Origin of the sequence: Nocardia sp. JW2, assembly GCF_051843015.1 — a bacterium.
GTDB lineage: Bacteria > Actinomycetota > Actinomycetes > Mycobacteriales > Mycobacteriaceae > Nocardia > Nocardia coubleae.
Genome location: NZ_JBPXLK010000004.1, coordinates 324,591 through 341,137, shown reverse-complemented (window position 1 = coordinate 341,137; position 16,547 = coordinate 324,591). Strand labels below are relative to the sequence as shown.

The 16,547-nt window shown below is 69.1% G+C and carries 16 protein-coding genes; 4 read left to right on the top strand and 12 right to left on the bottom strand.

Going from position 1 to position 16,547, the window contains the following annotated elements; all coding sequences use genetic code 11:
• Nucleotides 1-31: 31 nt before the first annotated feature.
• Genes ACSVDM_RS09230 through ACSVDM_RS09190 form a run of 9 tightly spaced genes read right to left on the bottom strand, consistent with a single transcriptional unit; the run spans nucleotide 32 to nucleotide 8,754 of the window.
• Nucleotides 32-403 (bottom strand): hypothetical protein, encoded by a 372-nt coding sequence (locus ACSVDM_RS09230; RefSeq protein WP_439264009.1) that lies wholly within the window; start codon nucleotides 401-403, stop codon nucleotides 32-34.
• On the bottom strand, nucleotides 400-1,107 hold the full coding sequence (locus ACSVDM_RS09225) for an ABC transporter ATP-binding protein (RefSeq protein ID WP_181696087.1): 708 nt from the start codon (nucleotides 1,105-1,107) through the stop codon (nucleotides 400-402). Before ACSVDM_RS09225 ends, ACSVDM_RS09230 begins: the two co-directional genes overlap by 4 nt.
• Entirely contained in the window at nucleotides 1,104-1,817 is a 714-nt protein-coding gene (locus ACSVDM_RS09220) for an ABC transporter ATP-binding protein (protein ID WP_439264008.1), read from the bottom strand. Before ACSVDM_RS09220 ends, ACSVDM_RS09225 begins: the two co-directional genes overlap by 4 nt.
• On the bottom strand, nucleotides 1,795-3,915 hold the full coding sequence (locus ACSVDM_RS09215) for a branched-chain amino acid ABC transporter permease (RefSeq protein WP_439264007.1): 2,121 nt from the start codon (nucleotides 3,913-3,915) through the stop codon (nucleotides 1,795-1,797). Before ACSVDM_RS09215 ends, ACSVDM_RS09220 begins: the two co-directional genes overlap by 23 nt.
• On the bottom strand, nucleotides 3,916-5,262 hold the full coding sequence (locus ACSVDM_RS09210; RefSeq protein WP_439264024.1) for an ABC transporter substrate-binding protein: 1,347 nt from the start codon (nucleotides 5,260-5,262) through the stop codon (nucleotides 3,916-3,918).
• A 38-nt stretch (nucleotides 5,263-5,300) separates the two neighbouring features.
• Nucleotides 5,301-5,801 carry a hypothetical protein gene (locus ACSVDM_RS09205; RefSeq protein WP_439264006.1) on the bottom strand — a complete coding sequence of 167 codons (501 nt, stop codon included), beginning with the start codon at nucleotides 5,799-5,801 and terminating at the stop codon, nucleotides 5,301-5,303.
• Nucleotides 5,801-6,583 (bottom strand): enoyl-CoA hydratase, encoded by a 783-nt coding sequence (locus tag ACSVDM_RS09200; protein WP_439264005.1) that lies wholly within the window; start codon nucleotides 6,581-6,583, stop codon nucleotides 5,801-5,803. The genes ACSVDM_RS09205 and ACSVDM_RS09200 overlap by 1 nt, the downstream gene beginning before the upstream one ends.
• 10 nt (nucleotides 6,584-6,593) lie before the next feature.
• Complete coding sequence (locus ACSVDM_RS09195) at nucleotides 6,594-7,772, bottom strand: acyl-CoA dehydrogenase family protein (RefSeq protein WP_439264004.1); 1,179 nt, start codon at nucleotides 7,770-7,772, stop codon at nucleotides 6,594-6,596.
• Entirely contained in the window at nucleotides 7,756-8,754 is a 999-nt protein-coding gene (locus tag ACSVDM_RS09190) for an acyl-CoA dehydrogenase family protein (protein ID WP_439264023.1), read from the bottom strand. The genes ACSVDM_RS09195 and ACSVDM_RS09190 overlap by 17 nt, the downstream gene beginning before the upstream one ends.
• 175 nt (nucleotides 8,755-8,929) lie before the next feature.
• Here ACSVDM_RS09190 and ACSVDM_RS09185 point away from each other — a divergent pair, with 175 nt between their 5' ends.
• Complete coding sequence (locus ACSVDM_RS09185) at nucleotides 8,930-9,583, top strand: TetR/AcrR family transcriptional regulator (protein ID WP_225280065.1); 654 nt, start codon at nucleotides 8,930-8,932, stop codon at nucleotides 9,581-9,583.
• 33 nt (nucleotides 9,584-9,616) lie between these two features.
• Here the strand turns inward: ACSVDM_RS09185 and ACSVDM_RS09180 are convergent, their stop codons facing one another.
• A complete protein-coding gene (locus tag ACSVDM_RS09180; RefSeq protein ID WP_181696094.1) occupies nucleotides 9,617-10,762 on the bottom strand; it encodes a thiolase family protein in 1,146 nt (381 codons plus the stop codon).
• Complete coding sequence (locus tag ACSVDM_RS09175) at nucleotides 10,755-12,188, bottom strand: class I adenylate-forming enzyme family protein (protein WP_439264003.1); 1,434 nt, start codon at nucleotides 12,186-12,188, stop codon at nucleotides 10,755-10,757. Before ACSVDM_RS09175 ends, ACSVDM_RS09180 begins: the two co-directional genes overlap by 8 nt.
• Nucleotides 12,189-12,241: 53 nt before the next feature.
• Here ACSVDM_RS09175 and ACSVDM_RS09170 point away from each other — a divergent pair, with 53 nt between their 5' ends.
• Nucleotides 12,242-13,006: an SDR family NAD(P)-dependent oxidoreductase gene (locus ACSVDM_RS09170; RefSeq protein WP_439264002.1), complete on the top strand. Its 765-nt coding sequence runs from the start codon at nucleotides 12,242-12,244 to the stop codon at nucleotides 13,004-13,006.
• 24 nt (nucleotides 13,007-13,030) lie between these two features.
• Here the strand turns inward: ACSVDM_RS09170 and ACSVDM_RS09165 are convergent, their stop codons facing one another.
• A complete protein-coding gene (locus ACSVDM_RS09165; RefSeq protein WP_439264001.1) occupies nucleotides 13,031-13,750 on the bottom strand; it encodes an enoyl-CoA hydratase/isomerase family protein in 720 nt (239 codons plus the stop codon).
• Between the two features lie 89 nt (nucleotides 13,751-13,839).
• On the opposite strand from ACSVDM_RS09165, the gene ACSVDM_RS09160 reads away from it, so the two are divergent.
• Nucleotides 13,840-15,393, top strand: a complete 1,554-nt coding sequence (locus tag ACSVDM_RS09160) for an AMP-binding protein (RefSeq protein ID WP_439264000.1) — start codon at nucleotides 13,840-13,842, stop codon at nucleotides 15,391-15,393.
• The gene (locus tag ACSVDM_RS09155) at nucleotides 15,393-16,454 is read left to right on the top strand and encodes an enoyl-CoA hydratase/isomerase family protein (RefSeq protein WP_439263999.1); all 1,062 of its coding nucleotides are present in this window, start codon (nucleotides 15,393-15,395) and stop codon (nucleotides 16,452-16,454) included. Before ACSVDM_RS09160 ends, ACSVDM_RS09155 begins: the two co-directional genes overlap by 1 nt.
• Nucleotides 16,455-16,547 lie beyond the last annotated feature (93 nt).

Sequence of the window (16,547 nt, the reverse complement as noted above, 5' to 3'; positions counted from 1 at the left end):
GGACCGCCGCGGGGGGCGGTCCGGCACCGGCTCATCGGGCCACCGGCGCGGCGTCGTCGAGCGGCACGCGAGACTCGCTCAGGCGCTGCGCCAACTGGTCCAGGTCGTAGGACTGGCGGGCCATCCAGAACCGCAGCACACCGGTCAGCGAATAGCGCACGAACAGCGCGGCCCCGACAACACTGAGCGCCACCCCGGTCAGGGCGAGGGCCAGAGCGTCGCGCTGGGCGAGCGGATCGGAGGTGTTGTGCGCCAGGAAATAGGACAGCACCGCGACACCGGGCCCGGCAACCATCAGACTGGCGCCGAGGCGCAACCACAGGCTTCCCCGGCCTGCTGCCGGATCGGGGATCTTCAGTGCGGCGAGGTCGGCGGCGAAGCGGTCGGCACGTGTTTCGGTCATCGGTGACTTCCTAGGTAGAGGGTCGGCAGTTCGCGGCGAAGCTCACGGTCGGCGGGCCCCTGGTACTCGATGCGGCCACGCACCAGCACGGCCGCGTGGTCGGCGATCTCGAGGACGGCGGCGGCGAACTGCTCGACGACCAGCACCGCCACCCCCTGCCGCGCGATCTCGGCGACCTGCTCATAGAGCCGCTCGACCACCAGCGGGGCCAATCCCATCGACAGTTCGTCGAGCAACAGCACCGCCGGGTCGGTGGCCAATCCGCGTGCGAGCGCGAGCATCTGCTGCTCGCCGCCCGACATCGTGCCCGCGATCTGGTCGGCGCGCCGGGCCAGGGTCGGGAACCGGCTGAACGCGACCTCCTGGATCTCGGCATGGGTTTTGCCGGTGAAGGTCATCATCAGCAGGTTGTCGCTCACCGACAGGTTCGGGAACACGCCTCGGCCCTCGGGGATCAGGCAGACACCGACCCGGGCGAGCTCTCGCGCGTCGACTCCGGTGACGTCGCGGCCGCCGAGCACGAGCCGCCCGGCGGTCACCGGGCGCACCCCGGCCGCCACCCGCAGGGTTGTCGTCTTGCCCGCCCCGTTGGGCCCGAGCAGGGCGGCCACTTCCCCGGCGGCGACGCGCAGATCGACGCCGTGCAGCACGGTGATCGCGTCGTAACCCGCACGGACACCGTGTAATTCGAGTGTGGAACTCATCCTTCTCCCAGATAGGCGGCCAGCACGGCCTCGTCGCCGCGGACCACTTCGGGTGGACCGGAGCTGATGATCGTGCCGAGATCGAGTACGAACAGCTGATCGCACACCGACATGACCAGGCCCATGTCGTGTTCGACGAGCAGCACCGCGACGCCGTCGGCCGCGAGCGTGCGGACCAGTTCGGCGAATTTCTCGGTCTCGGTAGGGTCGAGGCCCGCCGCGGGTTCGTCCAGCAGCAGCACGCTGGGCCGGGTGGCCATCGCCCGACCCACTTCGACCAATCGGCCGGTGCCGGTGGGTAATTCGTCGGCGGTGGTGTCGGCGACCTGATCCAGGCCGAGGCGACCGATGATGTCGTCCACGACGGCGTGCGCGTCGCCGTGGCGCCTGCCGAGTTCCGCCGCGACCAGCAGATTGTCGCGAACACTCAAGCGGCCGAACAGTTCCAGTCGCTGGAAGGTCCGCGCCAGTCCGTGGCGTGCGCGCCGGGCGGGACCGAGCCGGGTCACCTCCCGCCCGTTCATGGTGACCCGGCCCGATACCGGTCGGCGCAATCCGCAGATCACGTCGAACAGCGTGCTCTTGCCCGCCCCGTTCGGGCCGATCAGGCCGGTGACCCGGCCCGCCTCGGCGCTCAGGCCCGCCTGGTCGAGGGCGCGATGACCGCCGAAGGTCACCGTCACCGCCTCAACTTCGAGTAGCGATCCCACGATCGAGCATCTCCTTGTCTGCCGTACTCCAGGGCCGTTGCAGGCCGAGCCATTCGACGGGCACCCGCGCGGCCCGGGGTGCACGCGCCCGCCTGCCTGCCCAGCGCGGGAGCACGACGGCGGCCGTCAGCGCACCGGCGGTGAACACATAGCCGTTGATCACGTCGGCAAGGCGCGAGAGCCACAGCAACGCGAGACCACCGACCAGCACGCCACGCACGAGCCGATCCCGCAGTACCGCCGCCCACTCGGCGCGCAGGTGCGCCAGCGCGCCCTGGCCGAGGAAACCACCGCTGAACGCGATGCCGCCCAGGGCGGGCAGGACATGGACGAGGTTGGTGAGCGCGGGAAACAGCACCGGAATCGCGTGCAGTGGACCGGCATACGCCGCACCGGTGAACAATCCGCTGCCGACGACACCGAGGCCGGCGATCACGACGATCAGGAAGATCGGCAGTCCGGCGACGAAGCCGAATTGCTCGGCGGACACCGACCGCAACTGCATGCCGTAGAGCGCACCGCCGAGTCCGGCGATCGCGGCCGACAGCGAGAACACGAGCATCTTGCCGGCCAGCAGGTTGCCGCCGAGCGTGGCGTAGGCCGCCTCGCTGTCGCGCAGGGCGATCATCCGACGTCCGAACGGTGCACGGCGCAGCATCGCGACCGCGAACCCGCACACCGCCAGCGCGATCGCCGCGAAGACGGTGATCTGGGCGGTGCTGGTGAGCTGGGTGCCGAACAGGGCCGGACCCACGAGATTCACCGACCCCTGGTCGAACAGCGCGATCTCGACGCCGAGCACGGAGAACGAGGGCAGGGTGAAGATCCACCGATCGAGGACCACCGCGAATGCCGCCGTACCGAGTGCCAGATATACACCGGACAACCGCAGCGCGGGCAGCGCGATCAACGCGCCGACCGTTCCGGCGATCACCATCGCGGCGGGCAATGCCCACCATTGCCCCTCGGCGCCCAGGTGCGCGTAGGCGACGGCACCGATGCCGGCGATACTCAACTGGCACAGCGAGATCTGGCCCGCGTACCCCGCGAGTGGGACGAACGACAATCCGATCACACCGAAGGCGAAGATCGAGCCGTAGGTGATCAGGTCCGACTCGCTGAGCAGGGTCGCGAGCAGGACACCGACGAGCACGACCACCCCGGCGAACAGGGCCGAACCACGCACGGTCGGCAGGTGCACCGGGCTCAGTCGCCGATCGCGCCCGCGCAACCGTCCGTGAGGGAACAGCAGGAGCGCGACGAGCAGCAACAGCGCGGGCGCGGCCAGCCGCAGCCCCGGCAGGTAGGCGTTCTGCGGCAGGTATCCGGTCAGGTAGCTCTCCAGGCAGCCGACCACGATCGCGCCGAGAAACGTCATCGGGAGACTGCGCAGCCTGCCGAAGATGGCCGCGCTGTAGGCACTCACGATCAGCAGTGACAGTTGCGCGGCGTCGAGCGCGACCATCGGCGCGATGAGAATGCCGCCCACCGCGGCGAGTTCGATGCCGAGGATCCAGGCCACCCGGTTCGCGCGGCGGGGGTCGGCGCCGGTGAGACCGACCAGGGCCCGGTCGTCGACGGTTGCCCGCATCTCGGCCCCGGTCCTGGTGCGATACAACAGGATTCGCAAGCCCACCGCGACCGCTACGGCCACCACCATTGTCAGTGCCTGATGCCAGGTGACGGTCACCGCGCCCACGTGCAGCGGCCGCTGCTCGGCGAAGAACCGGGGCAGTGTGCGCGCCACATCCGGGTTCCAGATCCAGCGCGCCACCAGCATGAGCCCGCTGAGCAACGCCACCGTCATCACCAATTTCTCGGCGTCACCCAGGCCCTGGGCGGGCGCGAGCGCCTGGGCGAACGCCAGCCCGAACAGCGGCGCGAACACCCCGAGCACCACCACCACGGCGAGCGCGGCGGGCAGGCCCCAGCCCACCGTGAGCTGCCAGTAGACGAACGCCGACATCATGCCCGCCGCGCCGTGGGCGAAGTTGAACACACCGGTCGTGGTGAAGGTCAGCACCAGGCCGCTGCCGATGACGGCGTAGATCGCGGCGGTGCTGAGCCCCACGACGCCGAACGCGATGAACTGCTCCATCTACTCGACGTCGCTCATGCTCTTGCCGACGTCCGCCAGCGTCAGCGGGCGGCCGTAATCCTTGGTGTACACATAGGCTTTCATGTCACAGCGGTACGGACCGGTATCCGGTGCGAAGTCGGCCGCGACCCAGCCCTGTGGGGTCGCTTTCATGATGTTGAAACACCTGGGTGCCACGGTCTGGGTCGACATGTCCGCGGGCGCCTGCAAACCGCCTGCCGTCCAGGCTGTTTCCTTGCGAGCGGTCTCGAGCAGGCAGGTGCGCGTCAGGTTGTCGCCGCAGGCGGAGGCGGACTTGGCGAACAGCAACCACTGGGTCAGCGCCCGCAGGCCGAGGAAGGTCAGCTTGCCGTCCGGGGCGTAACGGGCGAACAGATCCTTGGCTCGCTGCACCGCCGCGACACTGCCCGCCGATTCCAGCGGCGCCGTGCCCGACAGATCGGTGAAGTTGTTCTGTGCGGTCAACGCGGTGGCCGCGAGTTCGAGGAACGCCGGGTTGTAGGCGTTGCTCGTGGCGTCGACCCAGTCGAGCTTGTAGTCCATGCTGGTGAGCACGTCCTCGAGCTTGGCGAGGCTGCGGAAGTCACCGAGGAAGATCAGCCCCTTCACCCCCTTGGCCTTGATCGACTGCGCGTACGGCGTCCAATCCGACACGCCCGCAGCGGGATACAGGTCGTTGTAGATCACCGTCGCACCCTCGGCGGGCAGCGATTCCTGGTACCGGTCGGCCATGGACTTCACCACCGGTGAGTCGGCGACGATGATGCCGACGGCACCCGCCGAGGCCGGATAGGCTTCCTTGAACAACCACTGCCGCATGCCGGTGTAGGAGTCGTACGGGCGCGCCGACGACGCCCCGGACCCCACCTGCAGGTCCGAACCGGTGTTCTCCACCTGGCTCACCTGGGCCGGGAACTCCGGCAGTGTGCACGAGAGCCGGTCCTTCACGCCGAGACCGTCGAGTGCGGCGGAGCCGGCGACCAGGGCGAAGTCCTCGCGGCAGGCTTCCAGCATCCGCTGGCGGACTTCGAGCAGCTTCGCGTCGCGCACGGTGTATTTCAGTGTGCGGCCGTTGATTCCACCGTTGTCGTTGCACCAGGAGGTGAACACCTTCGCGGCGTCGACGAGTTCCGGGTTCTTGGTGAAGCCCATGTCGGTGAAGACACCGACCTCGATCTCCTTCGCGGTCACCCCCTGGGTGGGCGAGCTCGTCGAAGTGCCGGGCCCACACACCCCGGTCAGGTCACCGAAATCGGCGGTCACCGGAGCGCTCGGCGCCGCGCCCTCTTCGGTGCCACTGCCGGTCCGGCCACCACAACCGGCCACGAGCAACGTGGTCGCCATCATGGCGACGAGAATTCGCTGCGATCTCACTGCTGTCGTCCTTATCGGCACGCGGGCGAGGTTCCGCCCTGGATCGCCATCAGGGCGCAGTAGGTGGCCGCGGCCACCTTCCATTTCCCGCCCTCGCGCACTGCCTGACCCGTCTGATCGGGCAGCACCGGGGTGCCGTTCATCAGCAGCGAATAGGTGACGTCGGCGGCGTCGGCGCCGGTGGTCTTCACCGCGCTCACGGTGACCGAGGTGGTCTTCGCCTGCGGGTTCTCGCCCTGCGCGCGCAGCACCGGTTCGAACTCGGCGCCCTTCTCGACCACGGCGATCTTCTCCTCGGCGGAGACCTTGCCGTCGAAGAACAGCAGGTATGCGTCGGAGACCGCCCGGACGGTCGCGGCATCGGCCGTCGCCGCAGCCGCGGAGGTCACGACGCTCGACGTGCGCGGGGCGGCGGTCGACTCTTCGTCGTCACCGCAACCCGCGACCGCCACGGCGGCGAATGCCACCACTCCGCAACAGGTCATCGCCTTGCGGCGCAGCATGTTTCGCATCACTCGATCCTCTGTTTCATCTCGTCCAGTGCCATCAGGATGGGGAAGCCGTTGACGCTCAGCGCGTTTCCGTGGCCGGTCGAGTGCACGTCGAAGACGGACTGGATCGCGGCGTAGAAGCCCTGGACGTCGAGAGTCTGATTGACCGCTCGTTTGGCCTGTCGCAGGCCGAAGGGCGGCATGGCGGCGATGGTGGTCGCCAGTGCGCGGGTCTGCGCGTCGAGCTCCTCGCGCGCGACCACCTTGTTCACCATGCCGACCTGCTCGGCTTCGCGTGCGGTCACCGCGCGGCCGGTGAACAGGATCTCCTTGGCCTTGCGCGCGCCGAGTTCCCAGGTGTGCCCGTGGTATTCGACGCCGCCGATGCCCATGAACACCACCGGATCGGAGAAGAGCGCGTCCTCGGCGGCGACGATGAGGTCACACGGCCAGCACAGCAGCAGTCCCCCGGCGATGCAGCGGCCCTGCACGGCCGCGATCGAGGGTTTGGGCACGTTGCGCCAGCGCAGGGAGTACTCGAGATAGCGGCGGCTCTCGGTCTGGTAGATCCATTCCAGCGTGATGTCCTTGGGCGCGGGCCAGCGATCCTTCAGGTCGTGACCGGCCGAGAAGTGTTTTCCTTCACCGCGAAGCACGATCACCGCGACGTCGTCGTCGGTGGCGGCTCTGGTCCAGGCGGCGTCGAGTTCGTCGAGCAGGTCCGCGTTCTGCGCGTTGGCGGCCTGGGGCCGGTCGAGGGTGATGGTCGCGATCTTGTCGGCGACCTCGTAGCGGATGTACACGGCGAGCTCCTCAACTCCGGGGGAGGCCGAGCACACGCTCGGCGATGATGTTGCGCTGGATCTCCGAGGTGCCGCCCGCGATGGTGCCTGCGAAGCTGCGCACGTATCGCTCGAACCAGCTGCACGAGAAGTTGTCCAGATTCAGCGGATCGAACGCCCGGGTGATCGCCGGGTGCACGAGGCCGTCGGCGCCCGAGGCGAGCAGTGCCTGTTCGGCCGCGCTCTGCACGGCCTCCGAACCGAGGACCTTGAGTACCGACAGTGCGGCGACATCGCTCTCGCCCCTGGCCGCTCTGGCCAGCGCGGCGGAACCGAGCAGGCGCAGGGCCTGGTTGTCCATGATCGCCGTGGCGTAGCGGTCGCGCTCGAGCACGGTGCTGGGCCGGTAGTCCTCGATCAGTTCCCGCAGCCGGTCGGCGAAGCTGAGCCACAACAGTGTTCGCTCGTGCCCGAGGGAACCGTTGGCCACCGTCCAGCCGCCGTGCAGGGGTCCGACCAGGTTCTCGGCGGGCACGACGACGTCCTCGAAGAACACCTCGTTGAAGTCCAGGTCGTGCCGGTCGCAGATCGAGGCGAACGGGCGCCTGGTCACGCCCGGGGTGTCGGTCGGGATCAACAGCACACTGATCCCTTTGTGTTTGGGTGCTTCGGGGTCGGTGCGGACGAAGGTGAGCAGGACGTCGGCGTCGTGGGCCCCGGAGGTCCAGACCTTCTGCCCGTTGACGACGAAGTGGTCGCCGTCGAGTACGGCGCGGGTGCGCAGGCCCGCCAGATCGGAGCCGGCCCCCGGTTCGCTCATGCCGAGTGCGGCGGTGATCTCGGCCCGCAGGATCGGCACCGCCCACCGGCGCTTCTGCTGTTCGGTGCCGAAGGACAGCAGGGAGGCGGCGATGATGCCGAGCCCCTGCGGATTGAAGCTGTGATACATGTGCCGCCTGGACAGCTCCTCCAGGTGCACGTACTGCTGCAGCAGCGTCGCGTCGCGGCCGCCGAACTCCGGTGGATTGCCGGGAAGCAGCCAGCCGCTGTCGAATTGGCGGCGCTGCCATTCGCGCGACCACGCGGGAATGTCCGCGCTCGACCGGGCTCGGTCGCGGGCGGCGAGCGCGGGGTCGGGGCCGTGTTCGGCCAGGAAGGCCACGAATTCGGCACGGAAGGATTCGACGTCGCTGTCAAAAGTCAGTTGCATGGTATTCCTCGGCGATCAGGGCCCGGTGGATGTGCGCTCCGCCGAGCAGCAGCTCGCCCGCCTTGGCCCGCTTGAGCGCGAATTGCAGGTCGTTCTCCCAGGTGAAACCCATGGCGCCGAACAACTGGACGCCGTGCCGGAACACCGAGGACTGGCATTCACCGGCGGCGGCCTTGGCCATCGAGGCCGCGATCCGGCGGCGCGGATCGTCGGCGGCGATGGTCAGCGCCGCGAAATAGGCCAGCGCCCTCGCCCGTTCGATGGCTATCTGCATATCGGCGGCCTTGTGTTTGACCGCCTGGAAGGTGCCCAGCGCCACCCCGAACTGCTGCCGGGTGCGCACGTGCTCGAGCACCATGTCCAGAATGCGCTGGCAGGCACCGACCATGGTCAGCGCCAGCCCCGTCAGCGCGAGGTGGCGGGCCCGTTCGGGGTCGGTGTCCACGCGGAAGTCGTCGCGCACCCGCACGTCGGCGAAGCTCACCTCGGCGATGTGCAGTACCGGGTCGAAGACCGAGGTGCGCCGGGCCGTCACGTCGGCGGCGGGGACCACGAACACTCCCGCGCCCGTGACGACAGCGAGCTGCTCGGCCCGATCACCGTCGAGCACGTGTTCGGCGGTGCCGTTCAGCAACCAGTCGCTGCCGTCGCGGCGCGCGCTGACACCGTCGAACACCGCCGACCCGGTGCCGCCCGGCCGCGCGAATCGCGGTGCCAGGGGGGCGAAGTGGGTCATGGTCGCCAGATAGGGCGTGGGATCGGTTGCCCGGCCGAGCGCTTCGAGCACGATGGCCAGTTCCACCGCGTCGGCGGCATCGGTCAGCTCGGTCCAGCCCTGCTCGACGAAGGTCTGCCAGAGCGGGGCGGGATCGGCGTCCTGGTCGGCGATCGCACGAATCAGTGTCGGCGGACATTCCTTGACGAGAACGGCGTGCACGGTCTCCTGCCACAGCCGTTGATCGGAGTCGAGCTCCACAAGCATCCCGACGGCCTCCTCGTTGATTACCGCGATGAACAAACAGGAGAATAGCATTCTCGTCAAAGGAAAGTAATAGTCTCGCATCAGGTCGTTCCGGCGTGCCTGGCGCCGATGAATATGACGTTCTCCGGTACAGTGCACTCATGTTCTGCACAGATGACCGAGAACTGAGGCGCCCGTGACCAGCGTCGGCGAAGAGCCCGCGTGGAAGCAGCGTGCCGTCGAGCGCTCACTGCGCAGCGCGAAACTGCGCGCCGAGCAGCGGGTGCAGAAGTTCCTCGACGCGGCGCAGGCGATCATCACCGAGAAGGGCAGTACCGACTTCACCGTGCAGGAGGTCGTCGACCGCTCACGGCAGTCGCTGCGCAGCTTCTACCTGCAGTTCGACGGCAAGCACGAGCTGCTGCTCGCCCTGTTCGAGGACGCGCTGAACCGGACGGCCGATCAGCTGGCCGCGGCCGCCGAGGGCAAGAAGACGCCGCTCGAGCGCCTGCAGGTCGCCGTGGAGCTGCTGTTCGAATTGTGCAGGCCCGACCCGACCGCGCAGCGACCGCTGTTCACCGACTTCGCACCGCAACTGCTGGTCTCCCACCCCGCCCAGGTCAAGGTGGCCCACGCACCGCTGCTGAGCCTGTTCACCGAGCTGATGGAAGAGGCCAAGAAGGCCGGTGAGATGCGCGCCGACCTCGAACCGCGCCGGATGGCCGCCGTGGTGATGCAGACGGTGATGTTCACCGCGCAGTCCGCGGGCGGCTCCGACGAGGACGGCACGCACCCGATCACCGCGGGCGAGATCTGGAACTTCTGCGCGTACGGGTTCGCGGTGGCGTGAACCCCGGGTGACCGCTCGGTCACCCGGGACAGGTCACGGCGCGGGCACCTCGATGACGGTCGCCGACCCCATGCCACCGCCGGCACACAGGGCGGCGACACCGAAACCGCCACCGCGCCTGCGCAATTCGTGCACCAACGTGACGATCAGCCGGGCACCGGTCGCCGCGACCGGATGCCCGAGCGAGCAGCCGCTCCCGTTCACGTTGACGAGTTCGGGATCGAGGCCGAGCGTCTTGATCGCCGCCAGCGGTACCGAGGCGAACGCCTCGTTGATCTCGAACAGCCCGACATCGCCGAGCGAGATACCCGCCCGGGCCACAGCTTTGGTGATCGCCTCGATCGGCGCGAGTCCCATCAACGCCGGATCGATACCGACCGAAGCCCACGACCGGATGACACCGAGCACCGGCCAGCCGAACCGGTCACTCGCGATCATCATGGCCGCGGCACCGTCGTTGGCGCCCGCCGCATTGCCCGCGGTGATGCTGAAGCCCTCGATCTCGGGGTGCAGCACCTTCAGCCCGGCCAGTTTCTCGGCACTGGTGTCGCGGCGGGGATGCTCGTCGACCTCGAACAATCCGTGTGGGGTCTCGAGCGGCACGATCTCGTCGACGAAGCGGCCGGTGTCGATCGCCTCGATCGCCCGCCGGTGCGAGCGCAGCGCCCAGGCGTCCATCTCGGCGCGGGTGAGCCCGGTCTCCACCGCCGTGTTCCACCCGACCGTGATCGACATGTCCTGGTTGGGCGCGTCGGGACGGTCGGGGTGGGAGGGCGAGGTCCAGGGCTCGAGCCACTCGTCCTCGCCGACGCGGAACCGCTGCCGGGGCGCGGTGGAGTCGGAGTTCACCCCGCCCGCGATGACGAGCCGGTCCATCCCCGCACGAATGTTCGCGGCCGCGGTCTGCACCGCGGCCATCCCGGCGGCGCAGTGCCGGTTGGTGGCCAGCCCGGGGACCGTGGTCAGCCCGGCGGTGACGGCCGCGTGCCTGGCGAGCACACCGCCGCCGTAGCGCCCCTCCCCCAGCACCACGTCGTCGATGTGGCCGGGCTCCCAGTCCTGCGCCACGGCGGAGACCACGTGATCGGCCAGGACGAACGCGTCCGTGTCGCGCAGCGTCCCCTTGCGCGCGGTGCCGATGGGGGTCCGCACGGCGGAGACTATGACTGCTTCAGGCATCGGTGTTCTCCATTTCGGCGACGAGGTTGCGTCGCAGTAGTTTTCCGGTCTCGGTCTTGGGCAGTTCGGCGCGGAAGACGACGGCGTCGGGCGTCTTCGACGAGCGCAGACGCGAGCGCACCCACTCCTTGAGGTCGTCTTCGTCGCCGGTCCCGACGACCACGGCGACGAGTCGCTGCCCCCACTCCGGGTCCGGAACACCGATCACCGCCGCCTCGGTGATCCCGGGGCAGGCGAGCAGCACGTCCTCGATCTCGGCGGGTGCGATGTTCTCCCCACCCCGGATGATGGTGTCGTCGGCGCGGCCCTCGATGTACAGATAGCCCTCGTCGTCGAGGCGCCCCAGATCGCGGGTGGGGAACCAGCCCTCGGCATCGAGCGCGGTGTGCCCGCCGTACTCCCCCGAGATCTGGTCACCACGGACGTACACCAGTCCGGTGTCACCGGTCGGCACGGGTTCGCCTGTCGCGGTGCGTATCTCGAATTCGATGCCGGGCAGCGCGCGGCCGACGGACCCGAGCCGGGCCCGCACCGCCGGGTCCTGGGAGCTTGCCGCCGCGCGGTGGTCGTCCGGGCCGAGAACCGCCACCGAGGACGCGGTCTCGGTGAGCCCGTAGGCATTGACGAAGCCGGTCGACGGGAAGACCCGCAGCGCGCGCTCGATGACCGGGCGCGGTGTCCGGGAACCGCCGTAGGACAGGGTCGCCAGCGACGGGGTGGCGGCATCGGGGCCGTCGACGTGCGCCACGATGCGGGCCAGCATGGTCGGCACGAGCATGGCCTGGGTGATCTGTTCGCGGCGCACGGTGGCCAACCAGTCGGCGGCGTCGAAGGCGGGCAGGTAGACCACCCGGCGCCCGGCGTAGAGGTTGGAGAGCAGGTTCGTCAGGCCCGCGATGTGGTACGGGGGCACCGAGACCAGGGCCGCGTCGGTCGCTGCGGCGGAACCGAATTCGACGGTGTTGAGCAGGTAGGCCATCAGGTGCCGGTGCCGCAGCAGCGCGGCCTTGGGTTCGGAGGTCGTGCCGCTGGTGTAGATGATCACCGCGACCGCGTCGCCGTCCCACGGTGTGGGTAGCTCCGGCGCGGCGGCAGTCGGCGTCGGGGTGACGAGGGCGTCGAGATCGCCGGGTTCCAAAACCAACGCGCCGGGGTGCCTGCGAAGCAGCGCTGCCGTCTGCTCGGCACCGAGCCGGTAGTTCAGCGGCACGAACGGCACACCGGCCAGGACGGAGCCGAACAACGCGACCGGATAGGCGAGGTGACTGGTGCCCAGATACAGCACCGCGGAGTACTCCCCGAAGCGTGGTGCCGCGCGCCGGGCGTAGTCGAGCAGGCCCGCAGCCGTCAGCGAGCGGTCGCCGACCGTGATCACCGATCGATTTCCGGCCGAAGCCGCCATGTCTAGAATCATGCCAATGTTCATGAGAACATTATTCTCTCAATAAGAGAGTATTGATTTCAAGAGAGGGCATCATCATGCAGATCAGCGGTAGCTCCGCACTCGTGGTCGGCGGCACCGGCGGGCTCGGCGCGGCGACAGCGCGCCGCCTCCACGCCGCGGGCGCGAAGGTCGTCGTGGCCGATGTCGCCGACGACAAGGGCAAGGAACTCGAGAACGAACTCGGGATCCGCTACGTGCACACCGATGCCACCAGCGAGGAGTCGGTCGGTGCCGCGATCGAGCAGGCGCAGGCGCTCGGCCCGTTGCGCATCTCGGTGGATGCCCACGGTGGGCCCGCCAGCGGAGGTCGGCTCGTCGGCAAGGACGGTAAGCCGTTGCCGCTGGAGGGCTTTCGCACCACGATCGAGTTCTATCTGACCTCGGTGTTCAACGTCCTGCGGCTCTCGGCCGCGGCCATCGCCGAAGCGGAACCGCTCGCCGAAGGCGGCCGCGGCGTCATCGTCAACACCGCCTCGATCGCCGCCTACGAGGGGCAGGTCGGTCAGCTCCCCTATGCCGCCGCCAAGGGTGGCGTGGTCGGGATGACGTTGGTCGCCGCCCGGGATCTGGCCCCACTCGGCATCCGGGTCGTCACCGTCGCACCCGGCACCTTCAACACCCCCGCCTACGGCGCGGCCGCCGACCGACTGGAGGCGCACTGGAGCACACAGGTTCCGCACCCCAAGCGGATGGGGCGTTCGGCCGAGTACGCGCAACTGGTGCAGGCGATCATCGACAACGACTACCTCAACGGCGAGGTGATCCGGCTCGACGGCGCCCTGCGGTTCCCGCCGAAATAGCCTGTGCCCCAGACCGATCGCCGGTCAGGCGGGACGGCGGGTGAGCACCGCGTCGGCGGCGGCCCAGTGCTCGTCCGCGACCCACAGTCGCGCGAAGGCGCCGACCGCCTCCTCGGGCGTGACACCGCCGACCACCCGCTTGATCTCCCCGGCCTGCGGGGTGGCGAGCGCACGGGCCAGCGCGCGCCAGCCGTTCTCGAAATCCGGCCGCTCCCAGACCTGGTCGATCAGCCCGAGCCGCTCGGCCTCGGCCGCGCCGAGAATCGTCCCCGCGCCGGCCAGCATGATCGCCCGGCCCTTACCGACCAGGGCGGCGAGCCGTTCGGCGCCGCCCCAGGCGGGCATGATCGCCAGCGCGGACTGGTTGAAGCCGATCTTGATGTCGGCCGCGGCGACCCGGATGTCGGCGGCCACGGCCACTTCGGCGCCACCACCGAACGCATGCCCGTTCAGAGCCGCGATCACCGGTCCGGGAAACGCGGCGAGCCGGTCGCAGATGGTTCGCATCCGCCAAGCCATCGCGGCGGCCTGCTCTTCGGTGCGCAGCGCGCTGAGTTCCTTGAGGTCCCCACCGGAGACGAATGCCTTGTCACCGGCGCCCCGGATCACCAGCACATGCGCCTCGTCGGCGGCGTCGAGCGCCTCGTCGAGCTGGTCCATGGTGATCGGCGCGATCGCGTTGCGTGCCTGTGGTCGGTCGATCGTGACGACCGCGACGCCCTGCTCCAGCTCCAGCTCGACCATTCGGCATTCTCCCGTCTGAGATTGTCATTCTTGCTGCGAGAGAATAACATCACCGAGACGTTTTCTCGGTTCGGGCATCGGAGTCTCACGTGCGCACTATTCCCGCCGATCTGATCGAGCAGTACCGGGCCGACGGCTGGTGGACCGGCGAGACGATCGGCGAGCTGCTGAGCCGGGGTCTGGCTGCCGCGTCCGATACCGAGTTCCGGGTGCACTCGGCGCAGCGGCCGTGGGCGGGCACGGTAGGTGCTGTCGAGCAGCAGGCCCGCCGCCTGGCAGCGGGATTGCGCGCCCGGGGTGTCGGCCCCGGAGATGTGGTGGCGTTCCAGCTGCCGAACTGGGTCGAGGCCGCGACGACGTTCTGGGCGTCGGCGTTCCTCGGGGCGGTGGTGGTGCCGATCGTCCACTTCTACGGCCGCAAGGAACTCGCCTACATTCTCGAGTCCACGCGGCCGAGTGTGTTCGTCACCGCGGACCGGTTCGGGCGGATGGAGTTCCAGCCGGATCTGTGTGCCGATGTGCCGATCGTCGGGGTGGTCGGGCGCGACTTCGAGGCGCTGTTCGACGCGGATCCGCTGACTGGTTCGCTGCCCGTCGACCCGGCGGGCCCGGCCTTGATCGCGTTCACCTCGGGCACCACGAGCGCACCGAAAGGTGTTGTGCACAGCCATGAAACGCTCGGGCACGAGACCCGTCAGCTCGCCGGGCTGTACCCATCGGACCGCGATACCCAACTCACCGCGGCCCCGGTGGGGCATTTCATCGGGATGATCAACGCCTTCCTGATCCCGGTGCTCGCGGGCACCCCGATCCATCTCACCGATGTCTGGGATCCGGGTCGGGTGCTGGGCCTGATGCGCGAGCACGGTCTCGCCGTCGGCGGTGGTGCTACGTATTTCGTCACCAGCCTGCTCGATCACCCGAACTTCACCCCCGAATATCTGCCGAGGATGCGGTATGCCGGACTCGGCGGGTCGTCGGTCCCCGCCGCGGTCACCCGGCGTCTCGATGATCTCGGCATCACGGTGTTCCGGTCCTATGGCAGCACCGAGCATCCCTCGATCACAGGATCGCGGGTCACCGCGCCAGTGGACAAACGGCTGTTCACCGACGGGAATCCGCTGCCGGGTGTGGAGGTCCGGCTCGCGGCCGACGGGGAGATCCTCAGCCGAGGGCCCGAGCTGTGTCTCGGCTATACCGACGAAGCCCTCACCGCGGCCGCCTTCGATGCCGAGGGCTGGTACCACACCGGCGATATCGGCACCCTCGACGCCGACGGCTATCTCACGATCACCGATCGCAAGGCCGACATCATCATCCGGGGTGGCGAGAACATCAGCGCCCTCGAGGTGGAGGAGGTGCTGCTGACGATGCCGGGGGTGGCCGAGGCGGTAGTGGTCGCCGCACCCGACGACCGGTTGGGTGAACGCGCGGCGGCGGTACTCCGGTTGCGCGCGGGTCATCGATTGCCGACTCTCGACGAGGTCAGGGCGCATTTCGCGCGGGCCGCGATCGCCACTCAGAAATGGCCCGAGGAGCTGCACGAGGTCACGGATTTTCCGCGGACGGCCAGTGGCAAAGTGCGCAAGTTCGAGGTTCGCCGCGCCGTCGCGCAGCGTTCGATCACCCCGACGGTGCGGTGATGTCCGCCACGGCCCGGTACGGCGATCCGCTGCTCGACGACGGGACCGCGCTCACCGAGTCGGGTGTGCCTGCCCGACCGCTCGTCGTCCTCGAACTCGACGACCTGTGTGGCGCACCGGCCGAGCGGGTCGAGCTGACGGCGAGCCGGATCCGGGATTCGGTGGCCCTGGTGGTGGGTGTGCTGCGTCGGCCACCGACCGAACGCCTCGAGCCCGCGCTCACCGCGACGACCCTGACCTTGTCCGAGCTGCCGGCACCCGCGCAGCTGAAATCTCTTGTCACCGTGCCGGATATCGATGATTCCCTGGAGATTCTGCGGACCGCCGTGGCTCGGTCACCGCAGGCTGCCCTGTGCCTGGGGCAGTTGCTTCGCCGCAACGCGGCACAGCCGACAATGCCCGCACTGGCCGCCGAGGCCGCCGTGTACTCGATGCTGCTGGGCGGAACCGAGTTCGCCCGGTGGCTCGGCGAGCGCGGGCCACTCCCCCAGGCGGTCGACACTCCGGATCCCCTGGTCCGGCTGCACCGAACCGGGCAGCACCTGGCGATCGTCCTCGACCATCCCCGCCGCCGCAACGCCCTGAGCGTGCGGCTGCGAGAGGAACTGCTCGCCGCCGCACAGGTCGCGGCCGCCGATCCCACGATCACCTCGATCGAGCTCAGCGGCGCGGGACCGGTGTTCTGTAGCGGTGGCGACCTGGCCGAATTCGGGATGTCGACCGATCCGGTCGCGGCCTACCTGGTGCGCCTCGAGCGCGCGCCGTGGCGGGTATTCGACCGCCTCGCCGACCGCCTCGTCGTCCACACGCACGGCGCCTGCATCGGCGCCGGTGCCGAACTCGCCGCGTTCGCCGGTACCGTAACCGCCACCGCGCGAACATATTTCCGCTTCCCCGAGGTGCGGATGGGACTCGTTCCCGGCGCGGGTGGCACGGTCGGTGTGCCGCGTCGCATCGGCCGCTGGCGTGCGGCCTGGCTGATGCTGAGCGAGCAGCGGCTGGACGCGCGGTCAGCGCTGCGGTGGGGGCTGGTCGACCGGATCGTCGATGAGAGGGGCTGAGATGCCACACGACCGTTGTCGCACAGCCGAACCGCAGCCATCACTTCGGACGCGGTCCTCGAATGGCAACAGGGCCCAGGTCCGGGGAACCCG